The 21,658-nt window shown below is 62.3% G+C and carries 12 protein-coding genes and 1 riboswitch; of the genes, 9 read left to right on the forward strand and 3 right to left on the reverse strand.

Features of this window, described 5'->3' with window-relative positions; all coding sequences use genetic code 11:
* A complete protein-coding gene (locus ACFCW2_RS08265) occupies positions 1 to 1,854 on the forward strand; it encodes a sensor histidine kinase (protein ID WP_379545587.1) in 1,854 nt (617 codons plus the stop codon).
* Between the two features lie 512 nt (positions 1,855 to 2,366).
* Here the strand turns inward: ACFCW2_RS08265 and ACFCW2_RS08270 are convergent.
* Positions 2,367 to 6,398, reverse strand: a complete 4,032-nt coding sequence (locus ACFCW2_RS08270; protein WP_379545589.1) for a hypothetical protein — start codon at positions 6,396 to 6,398, stop codon at positions 2,367 to 2,369.
* Positions 6,399 to 6,590: 192 nt separating this feature from the next.
* Here ACFCW2_RS08270 and ACFCW2_RS08275 point away from each other — a divergent pair, with 192 nt between their 5' ends.
* Entirely contained in the window at positions 6,591 to 8,285 is a 1,695-nt protein-coding gene (locus ACFCW2_RS08275; RefSeq protein ID WP_379545590.1) for a hypothetical protein, read from the forward strand.
* Positions 8,286 to 8,303: 18 nt separating this feature from the next.
* On the opposite strand, the gene ACFCW2_RS08280 is transcribed toward ACFCW2_RS08275, so the two are convergent.
* Together ACFCW2_RS08280 and ACFCW2_RS08285 are read right to left on the reverse strand one after the other, a co-directional pair.
* Complete coding sequence (locus ACFCW2_RS08280; protein WP_379545591.1) at positions 8,304 to 11,516, reverse strand: bifunctional cytochrome P450/NADPH--P450 reductase; 3,213 nt, start codon at positions 11,514 to 11,516, stop codon at positions 8,304 to 8,306.
* A gap of 72 nt (positions 11,517 to 11,588) precedes the next feature.
* The gene (locus ACFCW2_RS08285; RefSeq protein WP_379545593.1) at positions 11,589 to 12,611 is read right to left on the reverse strand and encodes an aldo/keto reductase; all 1,023 of its coding nucleotides are present in this window, start codon (positions 12,609 to 12,611) and stop codon (positions 11,589 to 11,591) included.
* A gap of 105 nt (positions 12,612 to 12,716) precedes the next feature.
* Between ACFCW2_RS08285 and ACFCW2_RS08290 the strand changes: the two genes are divergently transcribed.
* The 7 genes from ACFCW2_RS08290 to gcvH all read left to right on the forward strand — a co-directional run bounded on the left by ACFCW2_RS08290 (position 12,717) and on the right by gcvH (position 21,533).
* A complete protein-coding gene (locus tag ACFCW2_RS08290; RefSeq protein ID WP_379545594.1) occupies positions 12,717 to 13,715 on the forward strand; it encodes an ArsR/SmtB family transcription factor in 999 nt (332 codons plus the stop codon).
* A complete protein-coding gene (metF, locus tag ACFCW2_RS08295) occupies positions 13,712 to 14,677 on the forward strand; it encodes a methylenetetrahydrofolate reductase [NAD(P)H] (RefSeq protein WP_379545596.1) in 966 nt (321 codons plus the stop codon). The genes ACFCW2_RS08290 and metF overlap by 4 nt, the downstream gene beginning before the upstream one ends.
* On the forward strand, positions 14,674 to 15,720 hold the full coding sequence (locus ACFCW2_RS08300) for a homocysteine S-methyltransferase family protein (protein ID WP_379545598.1): 1,047 nt from the start codon (positions 14,674 to 14,676) through the stop codon (positions 15,718 to 15,720). The genes metF and ACFCW2_RS08300 overlap by 4 nt, the downstream gene beginning before the upstream one ends.
* The gene (gene metH, locus ACFCW2_RS08305; protein ID WP_379545600.1) at positions 15,721 to 18,360 is read left to right on the forward strand and encodes a methionine synthase; all 2,640 of its coding nucleotides are present in this window, start codon (positions 15,721 to 15,723) and stop codon (positions 18,358 to 18,360) included. It abuts the gene before it with no gap.
* A 98-nt stretch (positions 18,361 to 18,458) separates the two neighbouring features.
* Positions 18,459 to 19,604 (forward strand): serine hydrolase domain-containing protein, encoded by a 1,146-nt coding sequence (locus ACFCW2_RS08310; RefSeq protein WP_379545602.1) that lies wholly within the window; start codon positions 18,459 to 18,461, stop codon positions 19,602 to 19,604.
* A gap of 85 nt (positions 19,605 to 19,689) precedes the next feature.
* Positions 19,690 to 19,785, forward strand: a riboswitch (glycine riboswitch).
* 163 nt (positions 19,786 to 19,948) lie between these two features.
* Entirely contained in the window at positions 19,949 to 21,157 is a 1,209-nt protein-coding gene (gene gcvT / locus ACFCW2_RS08315; RefSeq protein WP_379545604.1) for a glycine cleavage system aminomethyltransferase GcvT, read from the forward strand.
* Positions 21,158 to 21,161: 4 nt separating this feature from the next.
* Entirely contained in the window at positions 21,162 to 21,533 is a 372-nt protein-coding gene (gcvH, locus tag ACFCW2_RS08320; RefSeq protein WP_379545606.1) for a glycine cleavage system protein GcvH, read from the forward strand.
* Positions 21,534 to 21,658 lie beyond the last annotated feature (125 nt).

Below are 21,658 nucleotides of genomic sequence, written 5' to 3' on the forward strand. Positions count from 1 at the left end.
GTGATCCGGTTTCTGATCCTGTGTTTGTTGCTGATCGGTACCCCTGCCATCGCTGGGCCAAGTCCTATTGCCGCCATCAATCATAGCGACGGCAAAATCCTCGAGTTCACTCACGGTGAATACAGCTTGGCCAGCAGCAAGATTCCGCCAACCAGCGATTTCGAACGGGCCGCGAGCCCGAAAATCTACCAGATCAATTGGGAAGGCTGGGAGTTTGGGGCCTTCCACGCGGTAACCGGGCGCTTCCGGATCGAGCGTGACACTCTGCCTGATGGCCCCCTCGCGCTCTACACCATCAGCACACGCGACCAGTTTATTGTCCTGATCAACAATGCCGAGGTGTACCGCAACTTCGCTGATGTGAGCGACAAGAAGCTTTCGTGGAACCGTCCGTATTTCATCGCTCTGGCCCCCGAAGTCTTCCGGGACGGGATGAACACGGTTGAAATCCGCACGGTCTCGCAAGGGTCGGTGGGGGTCGGGCGCGTGATGATCGGGCAGAGTATTGCGGTTCAGTCCTATTTTAACACGCAGTATTTCTGGCGCATTACCGCGCCGCAGATCGCCAATTACGCGATGCTGTTGCTTGGCGTGCTGGTGCTTCTGTTCTGGACCCGGCGCAGGCAAGAAACTGAGCTGCTGTTCCTCGCGCTTTCGACCTTCTTTTGGTTCGCACGATATTATCACTTCTTTGCGGAAGACGTGCCGTTCGATCTACAGCTTTTCTCCGATATTTCCGAGAATGCTTCCCTGTATGGATCATGGTCAACGCTGGCGTTCTATTTCTACTTCATTCGCGCCCGCCATGTTCGCAAAATCGTGACCAGCTTTTTCTTCATCGCTCTGTCGATCACCGTCATCCAGAAGATATTCGGGCTGGATTGGACGGTCTTCTATTTATGGTCGTTTCTGCTGAGCGTTGCCATGGCGATCGTCGGGCTCGCCAGTTTGTGGCGCAACCGCAATCTGGAATACGGCGCATTGGGATTGGCGATGGCCGCGACCCCGGTATTTGCCGTCATCGATATCTACGCAGCTTATCAGTATGGCGGGTCCGGCGGCGCGATTTACCTCAGCGTGTTCATGCCGTTTCTGTACACGTTCGCGTTTCTGCTCTCCTTCGGCAAGCGCGCTCTGGATGCGTTTTCCAGCGCTGAGAACGCCAACTCCGTGCTCGAGGCGCGGGTCGCGGAGACAAGGGCGGAACTGGCAGAAAGCGAGGAGGCGCGCCAGCAATTGCGAGTGGAGCAGGCCATCGCGACCGAGCATGGCCGCTTGATGCAGGAGATGCATGACGGGATCGGCTCGAACCTGGTGACTGCACTGGCTGTCGCACGGCAGCAGGACATGCCCCGCAGCACGGTGAAAGTCCTGTCAAACGCGCTCAACGATCTGAAACTGACGGTGGATTCGCTTGAGCCGGTGGAGGGCGATATTGTCGCTCTAATTGGCAATCTCAGGCACCGGATGGCGGGCGATTTGAAAGCGGCCGGGATCGAATGCAAATGGGAAGTCGAAGTCTGCGGCACTCTGCCATGGCTCGATGCAACCAATGCCCTCCACGTGCTCAGAATCTTTCAGGAAGCGATCAGCAACGCGGTCGCGCATTCCAAAGCAAAGGTGCTGCGCATTGGCTGCAAGGAAATGGTGCGGGGCGATATCAACGGGATTGTGGCCCATGTAATCGATGATGGTGTGGGGATGCATCCGGGCACGGTGCCGCGCGGGAAGGGCCTGGCAAACATCCAAGCCCGCGCCGCGGCTTTGCGCGGTGTGCTCGAGCACGACAGTTCAGTCGGCAATGGCACAAGTATTAGCCTGTGGTTGCCATATGAAAGGGAAAGTTTGGATTAATGCGTCGTAGAAAATGACGCCTTTCAGTTACCAATCTGTTTGGCCATGATCGATTTTTGGGCCAGAACTAAGACGTCTCGCTGCATGTAATGTGATGAATGGGACTAGGTCGATGGCTCAGAGCCCGCTCTGTGTTTGCGGCAGGAGATGATGGATGTCGAAGCGACGTGCAACGGGTCCGGAATGGTATCGTTATTGCCGTCTGATCCTCCCAAACTGATTTCAGTAGGAAGACGCTGAATCCAGACAGTTAGCGGGTTTTGATGATCAATGGGTTTTTGACCCTGACGTTCGATCCATGCGTCTAGATGTTTGATAATATGTATGCTTTTCGGATAACTTGCGTTGGTTCGCATTGATGGGATCACTGGTTCGAGCCCAGCAAGCGGCACCACTGCTCCTTTACACCAGTCGCGCTTGTCGTTTTCCACGGGCTGCGACTTGTCAGGGTGTCGCTGTAGAGGCGGGCCGGGGCCTGCGAGGTTGGCCCCGGCCGCGCCTTTCGCCGCGGGTCAGAACTCGCCGGCGACGCCTGCGCGCACTGCGGTGCTGTTGCCGCCGGCATAGCTGACGCCTGCGGTAATGGCGAAATCCCCGCCAAGACGGTGCATCACACCGGCGGAGAAGCCGACTTCGCCGCGGTAGGTCGCCACATTGCTGGCATAGCTGGTTTTGCCCTCCTCGCTGGGGAAGTGGGGGCTGGCTGCAGCGGCGATGGATGCGATGCCGCGCTGGGCATCGCGGTCGATCGTGTCGGTCAGGTCAAACAGTGTGCTGACCCGCCCTTCCAGTGCGCCGACGCTGTTCGAGAGGCCGGTGAACTGTGCATCGGTGATAGCCGCGATGTGATCGACCGAGCTTGCGACGCTGCGCAGCTGGCTGGTGCTGGCCGCCGCCTGACGCCCCAACGTTCCACTCGCATCAATCGTGACAACATCGACCGGTCCCACCTGTGCGGCAGTACTTGCATCGATATCGGCGATAACGACGGAGGAGCCGGTGCCGCCCAGCGCCACCTGATTATTGGCTGTGGTGCTGGCACCCGCGCCGATGGCGGTGGAATCGGTGAATCCAGCCGCTGCGCCATTGCCGATTGCGGTACCGCCAATGCCGGTGGCGGCGGCCTGGTGACCGACCGCCGTGGCATCGGCGCGGGTGGCGCTTGCGAGCCTTCCGACCGCAGTGGAACGGTTGGCGCTGGCGTTGGCTCCAAGACCGAAGGCGCTCGCCCCGCCGCCGCTTGCGCTCGCGCCGCTGCCGACCGCTGTCGTGTTCTGACCGAGTGCCTTGGCCGCGCGGCCAAAAGCGCTGGCGCTGGTTGCGGTAGCCTCGGCCCTGAAACCTGCCGCTGTGGCTTCCGCGCCGGATGCAACCGAACGCGGACCAAGCGCGCTGGCATCAACGCCAGTTGCCATTGCGGGGGCGGCCATGCTGTTCACAGCCACATAGGGTGTGCCCGGCGTGATCCCGGCAATTGCGGCGCTTAGCTGGCCGACATTCACCGCATCGGTCGCATCCTGACCGTCCGCCACATAGACCAGACGGCGGGTGAGGCCGGGGACATCGTCGCTGGTATCTCCCGGAGTGCCGCCATCATTGAAGGCGCGCCCAAACGATACGGTTTCAGCCTCCGTGGCGAAAGAGCCAGCGCCGATGGCGGCCGAGAGCTGACCGCTGGCTTGGCTGTCGGTGCCGAGAGCGACTGCTCCAAGAGCGGATGCCTGACTTGAGTCGCCGAAGGCAACAGTGGCTGTGCTGCTCGCGTCGCTCGCACGGCCAATCGCCACATTGTTGGCTGCCGCGTTGCTGCTTGAGCCGATGGCGACTCCGAAATTGAGGCTTGCTGATTGAAAACCAAGCGCCACGCCGCCCTGTCCGGTGGTCGCTGCGCTGTCTCCGATGGCGACCGAGAGCGATCCGGCTGCATTGGCGTCTTCGCCCAAGGCTACCGCTCCGAAATCGCTGGCGCTGCTGTCATTGCCTATCGCTACCGTGCCCTGGGCCGAAGCCTGCGCGCCGGAGCCGACAGCGGTCGCGTTCAGTGCGGTGCTGCGGGCACCGCGACCGATTGCCACGGTATCGGTAAACCCAGCCGACGCAGCGTCGCCGATTGCGATCGCCGACTCTGCGCCGGCCGAGGCGGAATTGCCCAGTGCGACCGATTCAAGCCCGGTTGCATCCGCGCCAGCTCCGAGTGCGGTGGCGCGCACACCCGATGCGACGGTGCCCTGTCCCAGAGCCGTTGCCGCCGTCGCATCGGCGAGCGCGTTGAAGCCGATCGCCGTAGCGAAGAAATCCGACGCGGTGGAATCGCGGCCGAAGGCGCTGGAGTTTGATGCGCTGGCCTGGGACGCCGTCCCGACCGCAGTCGCCGAGCTCCCCGAGGCGTTCGCGCTGCGACCGAAAGCCGAAGCGTCCGCGCCGCTCGCGCTGGCGGCATAGCCCGTCGCGGTGGCGAACTGGCCGCCGGCAATGGCGAGTCCACCCAGGGCTGTGCCCCGATCAGCCAGCACGGTTGCGTCCGCGCCAATGGCTGTCGCTTGCAATCCTTGCGCGTTGGCATCGAATCCGAGCGAGGTCGCTCCCGTTCCGTTAGCGATTGTCGGCGTCGGCGCGCCGAAGACGACATCGGAGCCGCCGATCGAGATGGCGCCATAGCCGGTCGCGGAAGCGCCGTTGCCAATCGAAATGGCTTCGGCGCCGTCCGATGTTGCTTCTTGGCCCAGAGCGACGGAATTGGCCATAAGGGCCTGAGAAGAATTGCCAATGGCAATCGCATTGGCTTGAAGAGCTCCGGATGCCTGCCCAAGCGCAAGCGAATTTTCCGCTGTTGCCTGTGAGGATGCACCGAGCGCGACTGCATTGGCGCCGGTCGCCGCAGAGAGATCCCCGACAGCAATCGATTTGAGCTCTGATGCGTTAGCTCCCGGACCAATCGCAATTGCTCGTTCGGCCGTTGCTCTGGACGAGCTGCCCAGCGCAGTGCTCGCAAAGCCTGACGATAAAGAACGGTCACCAAGCGCTGTCGCAAAGTCGTCGCTCGCCGTGGCATAGCTACCAATTGCCGTCAGGCCATCAGGAGTATCGACAGCGTAAACATCGGGATCATGGGCCTTCGCATTGTGGCCGATTGCGACGTTACCGTCACCAAAAGCTTTTGCACTGTTGCCAATCGCGACCGGAGAGGGATCCGACAGCGAACTGCTATTAAGATTGATCGGCGCACTGTGGCTCGCATTTGACAGATTGCCGATGGCAATTGCGGCGAAGGTTTCGGCGCCCGTGTCCCTGCCGATGGCAACGGTTGCACTTTCCAAGGCGGTCGCTTCTTGCCCCACAGCTACAGCGCCAAAATTCGCTGCATTGGCCATGGTGCCGATTGCAAGCGCGTCCTCACCGCTGGCACTTGCGCTTCTTCCGGCGGCAATCGAATCCGCCGCTGTACTCGCACTCCCTCGGCCGATCGCGATCGAGAAGCTGCCGGAAGCTTGGCTGAACGCGCCGATTGCGGTTGACGACGATGCGATAGCATCCGCGCCATATCCAACAGCGAGGGTATAGAGCTGTGAAGCCTGTGCTGTAGAACCGACAGCGACAGCGAAATCACCAGTGGCAGCCGTTTGCGCAAGTCCACCAATCTCGGTCACGGCCGCACCGATTGCTACTGAAGCGCTGCCGCTCGCCCCCACCTGATACCCGATCCCGATGGCGGAATTGCCACTGCTTGATGCTTCATAACCGTGCGCAATGGCAAAATTATCACTCGCAACAGAGCCAGTCCCCAGCGCGATCGCGCCGATGCCAGACGCTGATGCACCGTTCACAGGATCCTCCTCGCCGCCGATGGCAATACTGGCTATGGCCGTGGCGGATGCCCCGCTGCCCACCGAGACAGCGCCGGTGGCGCTCGCTATTGAATCCTCTCCAAGGGCGGTGCTTTCGAAGCCCGTCGCCTGGGTGTTTTCGCCGAGCGCTGTCGCTGCGTCGCCGCTCGCTATTGCCTGATATCCGATGCCGGTCGCGTTCAGGCCGCTGGCGACCGAAAACGCGCCGATTGCGGTCACGCCAGTAACTGGGTCCAGCGTGCCCGCCTGGGCCTGATCACCCAATGCTGTGGCGCCAGGCCCGTTGGCAAATGCCCGATAGCCAATCGCAGTTGGCGACGCCGTACCGCTGCTGCCAAGATTTCCGCCAATAGCTGCATTATTTGCATAAGATCGATATCCAACCGCGACGGCATTTTCGACAAAGGCACGCGAGTCCTTGCTTATCGAGGTGGAGCCTACGCCATTGGCTTGCGCGAAATGGCCTATCGCCGTCGCGTCTGCTGCGGCGTTAGCGCTTACACCGCAGGCCAGGGCGTCATCGTCATTCCCAGAATTGGCACCGCCGTCATTGTCGGTGCCCGCATCGACAACACCGTCATTGTCGCGGTCCAACAAACAGTCTTCCGCTTTCGCCGCCTCCGGCGTAGCGAGCAAGGCAATTGCCAAAACACCTCCCGCACAGGTCGCGAGCAGGCTGATCGAATTCATCTTGGTCATGGTCAGATTTCCCTTGTGATCGGATTTCGACGTGCAGCACCGTTTTGCCGGTTTGCTTCCACGTCTCTCTGGTTTCGGCTCGCGTCCCGATAAGCCGTTGCTGCTCCACGTATTTTCGTGGTTCGACCTTGTCATACGTCAGATGGCGTATAGGGTGCCGATTGTAGGCAATGGCAGGTGGGGCGATGCCGGGTGGCTGATGCAAGTGAGCGGGACGGGGTGCTGGATGCCGCCACACTGGAACTGGTCGCGGCAGCCTATCGCGGGATTTACGACAGCGACGGTTTCGATGAACTGATCGAGCGATGGCACGCGCTTGCGCCCAGTCGGCGCGAGGCGGCTGCACGCGGGTTCTCGCTGCAGTCGGAAGGGCTGAGAGCTGCCGTGTCCGGCGCTCCCGATCCGGAAAACGCATCGGGCGCTTTTTTTGCGATCAATCATGCGACCGGGCCTGCCTTGGTGATGAGCGAGGACCACGCCATCGTCGCTGCCAATTCGGCGGGCAGCACGGTTTTCGGCGCGCTGGTGGGCGGGCATTTCGACCGCGATATCCTGCGCGAGGAAGCCCGCCCCGAATTCGCCCGGCTGACGGCCGCATGCCGCGAGGGGCAACGGGAATATCATTGTCTTCTGCCCGTCACCTTGCCCGGCGGGCGCAGCGCGGTGGCGGCGGGGTATCTGACGCAGTCCGAATTGGGGCGCCCCACTCTGATCGTGATGCGCGCCATCGGCATCGGCTGGGACGAGCGGGTCAGCACGCTCCTGCAATCGCAATTCGCGCTGAGCGAGGCCGAAACGCTGATTGCCCGCGCCTTGTTCGAAACCGCCGATGTCGCTCGCATATCGCGCGAGCGCGGCACCAGTATCCGCACTGTCCGCACCCAATTGCGCGAGATCTACGCCAAGACGGGGACCAGCGGACAGGTGGAGCTGGTGCGGCTGATCTCCTCGCTTTGCGCTCGTCAGCCCGGCGAAGGCGGCGCGCCCAGCCAATGGCAGGACCCGCTGGGGCGAGAGAGGCAGTTCGAGGTGCCTGGACAAGGGCGTATTGCATTCAGCTGGATGGGGCGTGAGGGGGGCAGGCCCGCTCTGCTGATCCACGGCCCGTTTACAGGCTACATCCTACGCGATGAAATCCAGTCCCGGCTGGAAGCCGACAATATCCAGCTGTTTGCCATCCATCGCCCCGGATTCGGCAACACCACATTCAGGGCAGGAGGCGATGCGGTGAGCGATGCCTCCGCTGCGGTGGCCGCGTTGCTCGATCATCTGCAATTGGCCAGCGTGCCGGTTGTTTCGCTGGTCAGCGGCCTTGTCCCGGCCTTGCAGACGGCTGCCGATCATCCGGGCCGGGTGCGCGGCATGCTCAATCTGGGCGGCTGCGTTTCGGCCCATACACCCGAGCTTCGCCGCCATATGCCCCCGCGTCAGCGAATACTTCTCAGTCTGGCCAGCAGCAATCCGATGCTGTGCGATATTGCCGCACGGATCGGAGCGCGGGCCGTGCGGGCCAAGGGGCCGGAATTCATGCTCTCGCGGCTTTACGAGCACTCGCCCCGCGATCTTGCGGCTATTTCGGACCCGCGTGTATTCTCGCTGTTGATGGCGACGGTGCTGATGCTGACAGCGCAGGATCACAAGACATTCGTGCGCGATTTGCAGCTGATCGGCCATCCTATCGACGATCTTCTGCCCCGGATCGGATCCAGGCTGCACATTCTGGCCGGTGCCGAGGATCCGGTGTTTCCGCCCGATATTGTCGAGGCCATGGCGGCGCGCCACCAACACATAACAACCGAAATTGTGCCCGCCGCCGGACAGGCGCTGGTCCACAGTCACCCCGAACAGTCGGCAAAAGCGATGTCGGAGTTCTTCAAGGAGACCTGATCGCCAGCCCGCGAACGGTCACCCAACCCAGACATCCAGCAAATAGCGCTCTTCTACGATCATCGTGTCGATCCATTGGGCAGCGTCTGTCGCATTGGCACCTGACTTCGCGGCATAGATCGCCATAAGCGCGCGGCGCACATCGGGTTCCATGCGTGCGCCGTCACCACAGACATAAATGCGCGCGCCGGCTTCGATCAGCGACCACACCGTGTCCGCCTCGCGCGCGATCAGGTCCTGCACATAGGTGCGCGTGCCCTCGTGGCGCGAGAAAGCAGCATGGACGGCGGCGATCCCGCGCCGGTCGTAATCTTCCAGTTCTTCGCGGTAGAGATAGTCGTGATCGGGGTGGCGGCAGCCGAAGAACAGCAGCGCCGCGCCCAGCTGTGCACCGCCCTGCTGCTGGTGATCGCGTTGCTGCAGGAACCCCCGGAACGGGGCGATGCCGGTGCCGGGGCCAACCATGATGATCGGGGTCTTGGGGGCCTCGGGCAGGCGGAAATCGGCAGTCGGCTGGCGGATGGTAGCGTGGAAACGGGCTCCATCCTCCAATCCTGCCAAATAGGTGCTGCATGTGCCCTTGAACTCGCCCTTGCCCGACAGCGCCGGCCCTCTGACCACGCCCACCGTGATCGAGCATTGGCCCGGAGCATGTTCGGGAGAGGACGAGATCGAGTAATAGCGCGGGCTGAGAAACGGAATGAGCTCCAGAAAAACCGCCAGCGGCAGATCGCAGGCGGCGAATTCTTCCAGCAGATCGAGCACCGATTTCCGCTTCGCTAAAACCTCTGTCGCATAGAGATCTTCCGCGCCATCTTCGGCGGGCCTGGCCAGAGCCTCGAGCGCGCTGCGCGAATTGGGGCATTCCGAATGGCGGGCAAGGGTGGCGATATCGCGGCGGGTGGCGACGGCCTGCAATTCGCCCGCTGTCTGGGCCAGATTTTGGACCGAGAATGTGCTGCCGCTGGGGAAGGGGCCGCGCATATCGCTGCGGGATTCAATCCGCACATAGGTGTCGCGGTCCAGCTTGAAGCGCTTGAGAAGACGGTCGACCACCGCATCGTCATTTACCGGCACAACGCACAGGTGATCGCCGGGCTGATAAGTCATCCCCTCGGGCAAGGCGACTTCGATATGGCGGGTGGAGCGGCCTTCATCCTGAGCAACATCCTTCAGCTCGCGCGAGCTGATGACGGAGACTTCGCGCGCGCCGACCCGTTCTGCCACTGCGTTGGCCGTGACGCTTTCGGTGATCTGGACCGAATACAGCGGCTCGGCAATCGCGCCGTCATCGCGAGCGAGATCGAGATCGAAGGCATCGCCCAATTGCGGAATCAGCGCGTCCAGCCAGTCGTGGAATTGCGTATCGACATCGCCGCGCGCGTCGAGCTCCTGTGTCTCGACAAGGCGCTGCGCCCCCAGCGCCGCCAGCTTGGCATCGATGCGGCGCGGCACGGCCTGGAATGTGGCGGCCCAATCGCTGTTGCCGCAGCCGAGCATGAGATAGCGCACGCCATGGAGGGTCGTCGATGCTGGATCGGCCTGTTCCAGCCAGTCGAAGAAGCGCGCGGCATTATCTGGCGGCATGCCGTTATAGGAGGAGCAGGCGATGGCCACCGCGCCTTCGCCGGGCAGCTTGCCGGCGTATGAGTCGAGATGGGCCATCGTCACGTCGAACCCGTTGAATTCGCCCTTTTGGGCTAGTTCTCGGGCGAAGCTCTCGCTCGACCCAAGATTGGAACCGTACAGCACCAGTAGCGGGGTGCCATGGCTGGGTATTGGCGCTGCGGCTGGCGCTGTATCCTCGGCAATGTCAGCCGGGGCCGCTCCACCTCGTTCGACGTCTTTTCGCAGCTTGGCCCGGATGAAGAACTCGTCCGGCTTGATCGACAGCGTTTCCTTGATGTCGAGATGGTAGTCGGTGTGATCGAACAGGTCGAAGCGCTGCAGGATCATGCCCAGCACCAGAATGGATTCCTGCAATGCAAACTGCCGCCCGATGCAGGCGCGCTGGCCGTTGCCGAAGGGCTTGTAGCCCGCCGGATTGCGCGCGGCCTCTGCTTCGGGCGAGAAATGGTCCGGGTTGAAAGCTTCGGGATCATCGCCCCACACCGATTTGTCGCGGTGGAGCGCAGGCAGAACCACCGTGGTGAAGGTGCCCTTGGGAATGGCGTATTTGCCGCCGATCACCTCGTCCTCATACGGGGCCAGACCCAGCGCCGGGGCGGTGGGCCAGAGCCGCAGGGATTCCGACAGGATCGCGCGGATATAGGGCAGGCGGCCCAGCTGTGAGAGCGTCGGCGCGCGGTCGATATTGCGGCCTAGCACGGCGTCCACTTCGGCATAGGCCTTCTTCAGGACATCGCGGTTCTTGAGCAGATAGTATATCGTGAAGGACAGCAGGCCAGAGGTCGTCTCGTGTCCGGCAATCAGGAATGTGTTGATCTGGTAGCGGATGTTTTCATCGGACAGCCGCTCGCCCGTCACCGCATCGCGCCCGGAAAGCATGAAATCGAGCAGGTCTTCCGGTCCGTCACCGCCCTGATGCCGCCGCTCGGCAATGATCTCGTCGACCAGATTGTTCATATAGGCCGCATCTTTCTGCAGCTGAGCGATCTGGTCGCCCTTGAACAGTTTCTCGCCCGGCAACCCGCGCATTTTCAGCGTGGTGCCCAGTGTGCGGTTCAATGCCTCGATGAAGGGGTGGAAATCCTCGCGGTAGAAAGAGTTGAACCGGTAGCCGAAGCCGCACACGCCGATGGTGTCGAGCGTCAGGCGGATCATGTCCTTGGGGACGTCAATCACATCGTCGCCGTTCAGCCGTTCCCATTTCAGCATCAGCTGGTCGGCAATGTCGATCATCATCGGCAGGTAAGCGCCCATCGCTTTCTGACTGAAGGAGGGCAGCAGGATATTGTGCGCCTTCGACCAATTCGGGTCGCTGGTATCGCCGGTGAACAGCCCGTCTCCGGCAATCAGCCGCAGGCGCTTCAGCGGGCCGCGTACGGTCTTGTCGAAGCGCTTCTCGTCGCACACCTCGGCCACCAGATCGGCCCCCGACACCATGATCAGGGGCGTGCCCATCATGTCGAGCTGGTAGATCGGGCCGTATTCCTCGGCCAGCTCCATCAGTGACTGGATCATGCGGCCCGCATCCACCGTCATGGCGTTGCCAATCAGCGGTTTGCCGGGCGGTTGCGGGATCGGGACAAGCGCGTTTTTTGTGGCCATAGGCGGTTCTATTGCCAGACAATCACGTTAGCTGGAAGAGGGGCGCGCGGGCCTGCAAGCGAGACCGGCAATTCAGGGTTTGACGGTCAGCTTCAGTTCCGGCTGGGGCATGGCGAACATGCCGGTGACCTGGTGCGGCACATAGGGGGCCTCCAGCGCGGCTGTTTCCTCTGCTGTCAGTTCCAGATCGAGCGCGGCGACAGCATCATCGATATGCCTTGCTTTGGTCGCACCGACAATCGGGCTGGTGACTTCGGGCTTTTGCAGCACCCAGGCGAGCGCAACCTGCGCCATCGGCACGCCGCGTGTCGCTGCAATGCGTTCGACTTCGGCGATCACCTTGGCATCGGCCTCTGCCGTGCGATCGTACAGAACCGATTGAAGACGGTCCTTCTCCGCTCGCTCGGTCCCGCCATCCCCGGCAGGCCGCGCCAGTCTGCCGCGCGCAAGCGGGCTCCACGGCATCACCGCAATTCCGGCGTCCGCGCACAGGGGCAGCATCTCGCGCTCCTCCTCGCGGTAGATCAGGTTCACGTAATTCTGCATCGAGATGAACTGGTGAAGCCCGGCGTCCTGCGCCAGATGGAGCAGCTTCTGAAACTGCCACGCATACATGCTGGATGCGCCCAGATACCGGACCTTGCCGCTGCGCACGATGGCATCCAGCGCCTCGACGATTTCTTCCATCGGTACCAGCGGGTCGAGCCGGTGGATCTGGTAGAGGTCGATGTAATCGGTGCCCAAACGCCGCAGGCTGTCATCCACCGCATGCATCAGGGATTTGGCCGACAGGCCGCCCGCATTGGGGGCCTGTTTCCAGCGGAAGAAGCCCTTTGTGGCGATCACCAGCTCGTCACGGTGGCCCATTTCCATCAGCAATTTGCCGGTGATGATCTCGCTGGTCCCGCCCGAATAGGCATTTGCCGTGTCGAAGAAGTTGATCCCCGCTTCCAGCGCCTGCCGGAAGAATGGCCGCGCTTCGTCCTCCTGCATGGTCCAGTCATGCCCCTCGGCACCGGGATCGCCAAAGCTCATGCAGCCAAGGCAAAGCCGCGATACATCGAGGCCCGATTTGCCGAATTTCACATAGTCCACCGTGCGTCTCCCATCTTATGCAATGCGCTCTAACAGCGCGCCGCTGCTTGCGCGAACTGCGAAAGCGACTTGCACATATAACAATATCTTTATATCCCCCTATCCATGCGGATTGAAGGCATCATGCGGGCGCTTGCCGACCCCACGCGGCTCAGGATCATGCGGCTGCTCCAGACGATGGAGCTGGCCGTAGGGGAACTGGCGCAGGTTTTGGGGCAAAGCCAGCCGCGCGTCAGCCGCCATGTTGCTATCCTGACCGAATCCGGCCTTGCTGAACGTCGGCGCGAGGGGAGCTGGGTGTTCCTGCGCTCCACCTGCGGGCCGGATGGCGAGCCGCTGGCTGCTGCGGCTGCCAGCATGCTGGAAACGGCCGAGACCGAAGATGCCGGGTTCGCCGTCCAATGCGAGACCGATCGCCAGCAGCTTGCGGCCATTCGCCAATCGCGGGAAGCGGGCGCAACAGCTTGGTTCGCCGATCATGCGGAAGAGTGGGACGGGCTGCGCGGGCTGCACAGTCCCGATGGACAGGTGGAGCAGGCACTGGCCGATGCGCTGGGCGAGCAGCCTCTGGGCCGCCTGCTGGATATCGGCACAGGCACGGGCCGGATGGCCGAACTCTTTGCCGACCGCGCCGATCACATTGTGGCGCTCGACAAGAGCCTGGAGATGCTCCGCGTCGCGCGGGCCAAGTTGCAGAACCTTCCCGCAGACCGGGTGGAACTGGTGCAGGGGGATTTCTCCGCTTTGCCCTTCGCCGGTGCCGCGTTCGACACGGTGCTATTGCATCAGGTGCTGCATTTCGCGCAGGATCCCGCCCGCGCGCTGGCCGAAGCGGCACGGGTGGTTCGGCCTGGCGGTCGTATCGCCATCGTCGATTTCGCCGCGCATGACCGTGAGGAATTGCGCGAACGGTTTGCCCATGCCCGGCTTGGTTTCAGCGATGCCGATCTGGCCGATGCTCTGCATTTGGCAGGCTTCAAGCCGGACGAACCCACGGCGCTGTCGGGCGGCCCGTTGGTCGTGAAAATCTGGCTCGCGACGCGGGCAGGCGCTTCCGCCGATCCTTCAAACAGCTCGTCCAATGATAAGGTAGCCTCTCCATGACATCCGCGACCGCCCCTTCGCTGGCATCTCTGGCGACGCCGCCGCTGGACCCGAAACACGAACAGCGCACGGCGCATGATACGCCGCTGTTCTCCGGCCTGCCGGGCGATATCGGCGTCAGTTTCGAATTCTTCCCGCCCAAGAGCGAGAAGATGGAGGCGAAGCTGTGGGAGGCGGTTCAGGAGCTTGCTCCTCTGGGGCCGGATTTCGTGTCGGTCACCTATGGCGCGGGCGGTTCGACCCGAGAGCGCACCCACAACACCGTCGCGCGGATCATCAGCGAAGCGCACATTCCCGCCGCCGCGCATCTCACCTGCGTGGACGCAAGCCGGGCGGAAACCCAGAAAATCGCCGAGCAATATTGGGAAGCGGGCGTGCGCCATATTGTTGCCTTGCGCGGTGATGCGGGCGAACCCGGCGCGCCGTTCGTGGCCCACCCGGAAGGCTATGCCAGCGCCGCCGAGCTGGTCGCGGGCCTGAAAGAAGTGGCCGATTTTGAAATCTCGGTCGCGGCCTATCCCGAAACGCATCCCGACGCCGATTGCCCGCAATCCGACCTCGACAATCTGAAGCGCAAGATCGATGCCGGAGCGACCCGCGCAATCAGCCAGTTTTTCTTCAGCCACGAAACCTTCTTCGATTTTCGCGAGAAGGCGGCAGCGGCGGGCATTGCGGCGCCGGTTGTGCCGGGTATCCTGCCGGTGACCAATGTGGCGCAGGCGCGCAAATTTGCCGGGCAATGCGGGGCCGTGATCCCCGAATGGATGGACGGTTTGTTCGACGGGCTGGATGAACGCCCGGCGGCGCGGCAACTGGTCGCGGCCACCGTGGCGGCAGAGCTTTGCCGCCGCCTTTATGCTGGCGGTGTGCGCCAGTTTCATTTCTACACTCTCAACCGTGCGGATCTCGCCTATGCGATCTGCCACATGCTGGGCCGCCGCCCTCAGGAGCAAGCCCAATGAGTGCCCGCGAAAAACTGCAAGCCGCCGCAGCCGAGCGTATTCTCGTGTTCGATGGCGCTTTCGGCACGCAGATCCAGAACCGCAAGCTGACCGAGGAAGATTACGCCGGCGATCTGGGCCTGAAGGCCGACCAGAAGGGCAATAACGATATTCTGGCGCTATCCCGCCCGGATGTGATTGCCGATATCACCCGTGCGTATCTGGAAGCGGGATCGGACGTTGTCAGCACCAACACGTTCTCCGCCAACAGCATCAGTCAGGCGGATTACGCCGCCGAGGACAAGGTGCGCGATATCAATGTCGCATCTGGCAGACTGGCGCGCGAGTTGGCCGACGAATACGAGGGCAAGGATGGCCGCCCGCGCTTTGTCGCCGGTGCCATTGGCCCAACCAACAAGACCCTCTCGCTCAGCCCCGATGTCGAAGACCCGGGTTTTCGCGAAATCGACTTCGATACGCTGGTCGATGTCTATCACGAGCAAGCCGCCGCTCTGGTGGAGGGCGGGGTGGACTTCATCCTGATCGAGACAATCTTCGATACGCTGAATGCCAAAGCAGGCGTTTTCGCGGTCAAACAGCTGGAAGCGGAACTGGGCCGTGATGTGCCGGTCATGCTGTCCATGACGCTGACCGATCTGTCAGGCCGCAATCTGTCGGGTCATACGGTGGAGGCATTCTGGTATGCGGTGCGTCATGCGAACCCTGTGACCATCGGCCTCAATTGCAGCTTCGGGGCAGAGCAATTGCGCCCGCATGTCCAGCTGCTGTCCGACATCGCGGATACGCTGGTGCTGGCCTATCCCAATGCCGGCCTGCCCAACGATCTGGGCGAGTATGACGAGGAGCCGGAGACCACGGCATCGCTGGTGCGCCGCTGGGCAGAGAACGGCCGGGTCAATATTCTGGGCGGATGCTGCGGATCGACGCCCGACCATATCGCCGCGATTGCCAAGGCAGTCGATGGCCTGACACCGCGCTCATTGCCTCAGCGCGACACGAAAATGCGCCTCGCCGGGCTCGAACCTTTTACGATTGCAGCATAAATGAACGACCTATCCACCGCCCGCTTCGTCAATATCGGCGAGCGCACGAACGTGACCGGCTCGGCCCGGTTCAAGAAGCTCATTTTGGGCGATGATTACACCGCTGCGGTGGAGGTTGCGCGCAGTCAGGTGGAAAACGGCGCGCAGGTGATCGACGTCAACATGGACGAGGGGCTGCTCGATGCGGTCCACGCCATGACCACTTTCCTCAAACTGATCGCCGCCGAGCCCGACATTGCGCGGGTGCCGATCATGGTCGACAGTTCCAAATGGGAGGTGATCGAGGCCGGGCTGAAGTGTGTGTCCGGCAAGCCGATCGTGAACTCGATTTCGATGAAGGAAGGCGAAGAGCCATTCCTCGAACAGGCGCGCAAATGCATGGCCTATGGCGCGGCGGTGGTCGTGATGGCCTTCGACGAGACGGGCCAGGCCGATACGAAGGACCGCAAGGTCGAGATTTGCACGCGGGCCTATAATTTGCTGACCGGCATCGGCTTTCCGCCCGAAGATATCATCTTCGATCCCAACATCTTCGCCGTGGCGACGGGGATCGAGGAGCACGACCGCTACGGGCTGGATTTCATCGAGGCCTGCACCGAGATCAAGGCCGCTTGCCCGCACGCCAAGACCAGCGGCGGGCTATCGAACCTGTCCTTCAGTTTTCGCGGCAACGAAACGGTGCGCCGCGCGATGCATTCGGTGTTCCTCTACCACGCCATTCCGGCGGGGCTGGACATGGCCATCGTCAATGCCGGTCAGCTCGACGTGTATGATCAGATCGACCCGACCCTGAGAGAGGCGTGCGAGGATGTGATCCTGATGCGCCCCGTGGGGGGTGACGTGTCCGCCACGGAGCGGCTGATCGACCTTGCGGAAAGCTACAAGGGCGTTTCGAAGGAAGACGAAAAGAAAGCTGCCGAATGGCGCAGCTATCCGGTTGCCAAGCGGCTGGAGCATGCGCTGGTTAAGGGCATTGACGCGCATGTCGTCGAGGATACCGAGGAAATGCGCGCCGCCACTGCAGAGGCGGGCGGGCGACCCATCGAGGTGATCGAAGGCCCGCTGATGGACGGCATGAATGTCGTCGGCGACCTGTTCGGCAGCGGCAAGATGTTCCTGCCGCAAGTGGTCAAATCCGCCCGCGTGATGAAGAAGGCGGTCGCCCATCTCATCCCCTATATCGAGGCGGAGAAGGACCTGCTGCCCGAGGCCGAACGCAAGGCCAAGGGCAAGATCATCATGGCGACAGTGAAGGGCGATGTGCACGACATCGGCAAGAACATCGTCGGCGTGGTGTTGCAGTGCAATGGCTATGATGTGGTCGATCTGGGCGTGATGGTCCCGTGGTCGCAGATCATCCAGACGGCCAAGGACGAGAAAGCCGACATTATCGGCCTGTCCGGTCTGATCACCCCCTCGCTGGACGAGATGGTGACGGTGGCCGAGGAAATGGCCAATGCCGAAATGGATATCCCGCTGCTGATCGGCGGGGCGACCACCAGCAAGGTCCATACCGCGCTTCGCATCGATCCGAAATATGACGGCCCGGTAATCCATGTGCTCGACGCCAGCCGCGCGGTGGGTGTGGCCAGCCGCCTGCTCTCCGACACGCAGCGTGATGAATTTGTTGGCGATACGGCGGACGAATACGAAAAGGTCCGCGCCGCGCGCGAGGGCAAGTCGGCCAGTGTCCTTCTCAGCATCGAGGAAGCGCGGGCCAATTTCTACGACGCTTTCCTGAGCGACAAGCCCGCCCCGCCGGACAAGCCCGGCCTGCACGTGTTCGACGATTGGGATCTTGCCGATTTGCGCGACGTGATCGACTGGACACCGTTCTTCCGCGCTTGGGAATTGCACGGCAACTATCCGGCGATCCTGACCGACGAAGTGGTCGGCGAGACAGCGACCCAGCTTAAGGCCGACGCGGATGCCATGCTGGACCAGATCATCGAGGGCAAATGGCTGACCGCGCGCGGGGTGGCCGGGCTGTGGCCCTGTGCCCGCGACGGCGACGATGTGACGATCCACCGCGTCAACCGCGAAGAGCATGTCGTCCTGCCCTTCCTGCGCCAACAGGTGAAGAAATCACGCGACCGGGCGAATATGTGTCTCGCCGATTTCATCGATCCGGCAGGTGACTGGATCGGCGGCTTTGCTGTGGGCATCCATGGGATCGACGAGCATTCCGCACGGTTCCAGGCCGACAAGGACGATTATTCCGACATTCTCCTGAAATCGCTGGCCGACCGGTTCGCCGAAGCCTTCGCCGAGCGTCTGCACCAACACGTACGGACCGATCTGTGGGGCTATGCCCCCGGCGAGCAGCTGACCAACGAGGCGCTGATCAAGGAGCAGTATCGCGGCATTCGGCCAGCGCCAGGCTATCCCGCATGCCCCGACCACAGCCTGAAGCCGATGCTATTCGACCTGCTCGACGCGCCGAAAAATGCCGGCCTCACGCTGACAGAGAGCTTCGCCATGTGGCCGACGGCGGCTGTGTCGGGCTTCTATTTCGGCCATCCGGAATCGCAGTATTTCGGCGTGGCCCGAGTGGGCCGTGACCAGCTGGAGGATTACGCGACAAGGCGCGGGGTCGATCTGGAGACGGCAGAGCGCTGGCTGCGGCCCAATCTCGATTGACGGCAAACTCAATTGACGGCGTTGCGACATCGGGGCAGCTTCGGCCCATGCGCAGCTTGGCCCTTCTCATCGCTCCCTTTCTGGCTTCCTGCGCGAGCATGAGCGAACCTGAGGAACCGCGCGTGCCACCTGCTAGCATCGCCGTTGTTTTCGACCGCGAAAGTGCCACGCCGGTCATTGTCGAAGGGCTGGCCGACCGCACCACCGGCAGGCCTGCCCGGGCGAACGATCCTGTCCGTATCGCCAGCATTTCCAAGCTGGTCATGGCGCTCGCTGCCATGCGGCTGGTCGATGAAAGAAAGGTCGATCTGAACCGCGACGTGTCGGAGTATCTCGGCTGGCCGGTGCGCCATCCTTCCTATCCCGATGTGCCGATTACGCTGGCGCAATTGATGGCGCACAGATCGGGCCTGCGCGACGATGCGGGTTACGTTATTCCCCTTGGGGCAAACCTTGAGGACAAGCTGCGCGATCCGGCGGCGTGGTATGCGGATGCACCGCCTGGCGAAGCGCCGTTCGAATATGCCAATCTCGGCTCGCCGGTTGTGGCAACGGTTCTGGAGGCCGCCAGCGGCGAGCGATTTGACCGGCTGGTGGAGCGGACGGTCTTCGCGCCGCTCGGCGTGGAAGCGTGCTTCAACTGGATCGGCTGCTCGCGGGAATTCGCGGAAAGCGCAGTCACGCTCTATCGCAGCACCGGAGAAGTGGCGCGCGACGATGCTGCAGACCGCCCGCCGAATTGCGGTTTTCCGGTAGCCGAGGGTGTGGAATGCACACTGTACGGGTATGAGCCGGGCACGAATGCCAGCATTTTCTCCCCTCAAGGGGGTGTGCGGATCGGGATGATGGATTTGGCGAAGATCGGGCAGATGCTGATGAACGGGCCGGAAAGCGAATTTTTTGGCGCAAGGACGCTGGGGGAATGGGCCAAAGCCCTCGTTGATGGCATCTCTCGTGATCAAGAATTCTTTTGCGCCTATGGATTGCACGCGCAGATGATCCAGATTGATCCAAACTGTAATGACCAGCTCTTTGATGGAGGCGAAACACATTTTGGGCATGCGGGTGAGGCATATGGTCTTCGGTCTGGACTGTGGTGGAACGGTGATGGTGAGAAAGGCATAGCCTATTTCACTAGCGCCGTGCCCGACCGCTCCGCGCCCGACGAAGGCGGCTTCGCGCCAGAGGAAATCGCGCTGGTTCGCCGGGCCATGGCGGCTTCCAAGGCTCAAGGCGGGGAATAACGCCGCGCACGGCCTTTCAAACGCATTGACCGCTCCGCCGCTATGCCGCATCGCAGCATAGTCGGCTGCGGGAGCGATTCTGTAGCAGGCGCGCGCGGGAGAGATTGGCAGGGCCCGCCCTGCCGACGCCGAAGGAGCAACCGCCCCGGAAACTCTCAGGCCACCGGACCGCGCGGGCCATCGACACTCTGGAAAGCGCGAGGCGGCAACGCTTCGCCACCGAAGGAGAAAGCCCCCCGCTGATCTGCGCGGGGGAGCAAGCTCTCAGGTTTCCCGACAGAGGGGGCGGTAGGCCGACGCGCCGGATGGCGGAGCGTGGCCCTGTTGGGGACTGCTTGATTGTTATGAGCGAATTCGAAAACGAAATTCCCGAAGACGACGTTGGCGAGCCTGAAACGCAGGCCCTGCCGCTGGATGCATGGCACCGCGCGCGCGGCGGTAAAATGGTGGAGTTTGCAGGCTACTACCTGCCAATCCAGTATTCCGCCGAACATGGCGGCGGCATCGTGGCCGAGCATGAATGGACCCGCACGCAGGCTGGCCTGTTTGATGTGTCGCATATGGGCCAGCTGATGCTGACCGGGGAAAATCCGGCGGAGGCGCTGGAGGCACTGGTGCCCGGCGCGATCACCAGTCTGAAGCCGGGCCGGGTGCGCTACACCCTGCTGTTGGACGACAATGGCGGCGTGCTGGACGACCTGATGGTCACCAATGCCACGCCGTGGATAGAGGCCGACGAGGAAGCCGGGACCGAGGGGCACTGGGGCGATCCAGCCTATTATCTGGTCGTCAATGGCGCGATGAAGTGGGACGATATCGCCCATTTGCGCGAGCATCTGCCCGACGAAGTCGAGCTCAACCATATGGACGAGCATGCGCTGGTCGCGCTGCAAGGCCCGAATGCAGCGACGGCGCTGGGCCGGGTGATGCGCGGTGTGCCTGAAAGCCTGACCTTCATGCAGTCCACGCTTTACCAGTTCGGCGAATGGCCGCTGCGGATCACCCGCGCGGGCTATACCGGCGAGGACGGTTTCGAGATTTCCGTTCCGGCGGAATTCGCCGAAAGCCTGGCCGACCGGCTGATGGCGGAAATCGAGGTGCGCCCGGCGGGCCTTGGCGCACGGGATTCTCTCCGTCTGGAGGCGGGCCTACCGCTCTATGGTCATGACCTGACGCCCGAAATCGATCCGGTCAGCGCCGATCTGACTTTCGCGTTAAGCAAGAAGCGGCGCGAGACGGGCGGCTATCTGGGCCATGCAACAATTGCCGCCACGCTGGCCGATGGCCCTGCCACACAGCGGGTGGGCCTGACACTGGAAGGCCGGTTGCCTGCCCGCGAAGGCGCCCCCGTTTTTGCCGGCGAGACGCAAGTGGGCACGGTGACCAGCGGCGGTTTCTCGCCCACGCTCGGTCATCCGATTGCCATGGCCTATGTCGATGCCGCGCACGCTGCGCCGGGCACCGAACTGGAACTGCAGGTCAGGAACAAACGCCTGCCCGCGCGCGTCGCACCCATGCCTTTTGTACCGCATCGTTATTTCAGAGGGAGCTGAACCAATGGCCCGTTACTTCACCGACGAACATGAATGGATCGATGTGGAAGGCGACACCGCCACCGTCGGCATTACCGATTACGCACAGGAGCAATTGGGCGACATCGTCTTTGTCGAGCTGCCCGAAGTTGGTGCGATGGTGGAGAAGGGCAAAGACGCCGCCGTGGTCGAGAGTGTGAAGGCGGCGAGTGACGTCTATGCCCCGATCAGCGGTGAAGTGACCGAAGCCAACGATGCGCTGGAAGACGATCCGGCACTGGTGAACACTTCGCCCGAAGAGGAAGGCTGGTTCTTCAAACTGACCATCGGCGACAAGGAAGAGCTGGAAGGTCTGATGGATTTGAAGGCCTACAAGGCCTTCGTCGACGAGCTTTAAGATGCCGAGCTCCCCTCCTTTTTAAAGGAGGGGCCGGGGGTGGTTCCGGCGCGGCAGCGCCGTTCTGCAATCCAGCACCACCCCGCTGCGACTAGGCATTGCTTCGCAACGCCAAGTCTCACTGC

The organism is Qipengyuania algicola (assembly GCF_042492175.1).
Classification (GTDB): domain Bacteria; phylum Pseudomonadota; class Alphaproteobacteria; order Sphingomonadales; family Sphingomonadaceae; genus CAJXSN01.